The following is a 2,868-nucleotide window of genomic DNA, read 5'->3' as shown; positions in this document are numbered from 1 at the left end:
GTGCTCTTCCGATCTCCCTTCCCAGTATCGAGTCTCTGACACATCCGCCCACTGCGTATGCGTCAAAGCCCTGTTCTTTGAGCTTTCGGATGATCCACTGCACTTTTTCCGGCAGTCTGATCCTGACCTGTTCCATTTTAGTATGCTTTACCCCAGAAAACTTTGTGTTTTGCCGGTTTTCCGCAGTAAATACATCTGTCGGAAATCGGCTCTTCATCTTCGATCAGACATCTGGATCCGGCTCCGCCTGTCTCTGCCTTGATCGCTTCTTCACAGCTTTCATCTCCACACCACATCGCTTTGATGAATCCTCTGTTGTCCTTGAATTTTGCAACCATTTCATCCATGGTCTCTGCCTCATCGATGTGGCCGTCCAGGAATGCTTTTGCTCTTGTATACATATCCTGCTGAATTGTCTCGAGAAGTTCAGCCAGTGCTGCCGGTACCTCGTCGATTGCTACAACAGTCTTCTCTCTTGTGTCACGTCTTACAAGGACTGCCTGACCGTTTTCGATATCTTTCGGTCCAAGTTCCACACGTACCGGAATTCCAAGCATCTCCTGCTCGCTGAATTTCCATCCCGGACTCTTTTCGGACTCGTCGATGTCTGCACGTAATCCTTCTGCGCGGATCGCTGCCAGCAGCTCTTCTGCACGGTCAAGAACACCTTCCTTGTGCTGTGCCACCGGGATCACGCGTACCTGTTTCGGAGCGATTCTTGGCGGAAGCACCAGGCCGCTGTCATCGCCATGTACCATAATGATCGCACCAATAATTCTTGTAGAAAGTCCCCAGGATGTTTCATAAACACTGTGGAGCTCATTGTTCTTATCCAGATATTTGATGTCGTATGCATCCGGGAATCCATTTCCGAAGAAGTGGCTTGTCGCGGACTGAAGTGCCTTTCCATCATGCATCAGCGCTTCTACTGTGTATGTGTCTTCTGCACCTGCAAACTTCTCACTTTCTGTCTTTCTTCCAGCTACATATGGAATCGCAAGAGACTCGCTGATGAAGTCTTTGTAGACCTTCCACATCATAAGTGTTCTCTCTTCTGCTTCCTCGTAAGTTGCGTGGATGGTATGTCCTTCCTGCCACAGGAACTCTCTGGAACGAAGGAACGGACGTGTCGTCTTTTCCCATCTCAGTACGGAATTCCACTGGTTCCATACTTTCGGAAGGTCACGGTAAGACTGCACGATACGGCTCCACAGATCACAGAACAGTGTCTCTGATGTCGGACGGATCGCATATCTTTCCTGTAATCTCTCTGTTCCGCCATGTGTCACCCATGCAGCTTCCGGAGCGAATCCTTCTACGTGATCCGCTTCTTTCTGAAGCAGATTCTCCGGAATCAGCATCGGAAGGTATACGTTCTCTACTCCTGTATCTTTAAATCTCTTGTCCAGATCTGCCTTGATATTTTCCCAGATTGCATATCCATTCGGCAGATAGTTCAGGCATCCTTTCACGCTGGAATAGTCGCAAAGCTCTGCCTCTCTCACCACATCCGTGTACCACTGAGCGAAATCTTCATCTCTGGATGTGATAGACTTTACAAATTTTTTGTTGTCCTTTGCCATGTCGCATTCTCCTCTCAATCAATATTTTTCACAGCTTCCAAGGACTTCTGCCCCCTGTTTTTAGAACGAAGTTTTCTGTTAAACCAAGAGTTCCGCTCGCGGAACTCTCGCGCCGAGCGCGGTCGCTTTAGCGACAAGTTTCTGCTTCGCGCGAGTGCGCATCCCGCGGAGCGTGTTTATTTAACAGGGAACGAAGTTTTCTGTTAAATAAACAAAAACACCGGGCATCCGTCCCAAACAGGGACCGGATGTCCGGCGGTACCACCCTCATTAACCACAAAATCTGCGGCTCACTTCATTGATCATTAACGCTGATAAAACGCTGTACTTTTCATACAGGAACTCCAGGTCCGGTTCAGCCGTGATCCGTCAAAGGCTCGCACCACCCGCCTCTTCTCTGAAACTTCTCTTAGGCTTACTATTCCCCTTCATCGTTCATTTATTCGGCTTTCGCCATGAAATTATTCAAATTTTACCCGAAAAAACCGGGAGTGTCAAGTAAAAGGAGCGACAAATCAGTATTTGTTCATGACTCCATATCGCTTCACTCTTTTTAAAAAGAACTGAAAAACCAAACACCCCAGACAAAACATCGCTACATTCGACAGTAAAACCAGGAAGAAATCCGGAATACTGATTATTCCCGTCTTTAGTACTTTTTGCGAAATATCTATCTCCAATACAAAAGGCAGGATCCGTATGATTTTGAAGATTATATCCGGCATATTCTGGTAAGAAATAACAGTACCGGAAATCAGCAGCAGTCCGTATGAAACAATAGATTCAAACGATGCTGTTTTTGCAAACAATAATGTCAGGCCTGAAAGTCCGATCCCGATACCGGTAAATCCAATAATAGAAATAAGGAAAATCAGAAGCACTGCCGGTGTCACCGTAAATGTTATTTTCAGTGTCAATGATACTATGAGAAATAGAATACCGAATTTCAAAACGGAAATACTGAACATCACGAACGTCCGTAAGGTCAGGATTTGAAGAACAGAAACAGGTTTTAAGAAAATCTGTTCGATTGTTCCAACCTGTTTTTCGAACGATATGCTGGCAGACGCTTCCGCTATGATATATGACGCTATCATCCAATAAAGATACCCTATGTAAAACGCCCCGACATCAATCTGACTTTTTCCAAATCCGACAAAAAAAGCTACAAAAAGAAAATATTTGATAATAATATCCACAATCTGATCAGGATAATATGTTTTAAGTTCAATAAAGCTTTTTTTATATTCAGCTTTTAACAAATGAATCATCAATACTCATCCCC

General features: G+C 45.1%; 2 protein-coding genes and 1 other annotated feature. Both genes read right to left on the bottom strand.

Going from position 1 to position 2,868, the window contains the following annotated elements:
* Positions 1–137: 137 nt before the first annotated feature.
* Positions 138–1,583, bottom strand: coding sequence for a proline--tRNA ligase (gene proS / locus WJ238_RS04060; RefSeq protein ID WP_087168836.1), 1,446 nt, complete (start codon positions 1,581–1,583; stop codon positions 138–140).
* A 236-nt stretch (positions 1,584–1,819) separates the two neighbouring features.
* Positions 1,820–2,024, bottom strand: a binding site (T-box leader).
* Between the two features lie 74 nt (positions 2,025–2,098).
* The gene (locus tag WJ238_RS04055) at positions 2,099–2,854 is read right to left on the bottom strand and encodes an ABC transporter permease (RefSeq protein ID WP_087254164.1); all 756 of its coding nucleotides are present in this window, start codon (positions 2,852–2,854) and stop codon (positions 2,099–2,101) included.
* Positions 2,855–2,868 lie beyond the last annotated feature (14 nt).

It is taken from the genome of Claveliimonas sp. (assembly GCF_037273965.1).
Taxonomy (GTDB): domain Bacteria; phylum Bacillota; class Clostridia; order Lachnospirales; family Lachnospiraceae; genus Claveliimonas; species Claveliimonas bilis.
The sequence above is the reverse complement of the archived record's forward strand: the minus strand, read 5'-3'. Positions and strand labels throughout refer to the sequence as shown.

Excerpts from the sequence above, each read along its gene's own strand:
- proS (WP_087168836.1), bottom strand. The coding sequence starts at position 1,583 with ATGGCAAAGGACAACAAAAAATTTGTAAAGTCTATCACATCCAGAGAT.
- WJ238_RS04055 (WP_087254164.1), bottom strand. The coding sequence starts at position 2,854 with ATGATTCATTTGTTAAAAGCTGAATATAAAAAAAGCTTTATTGAACTT.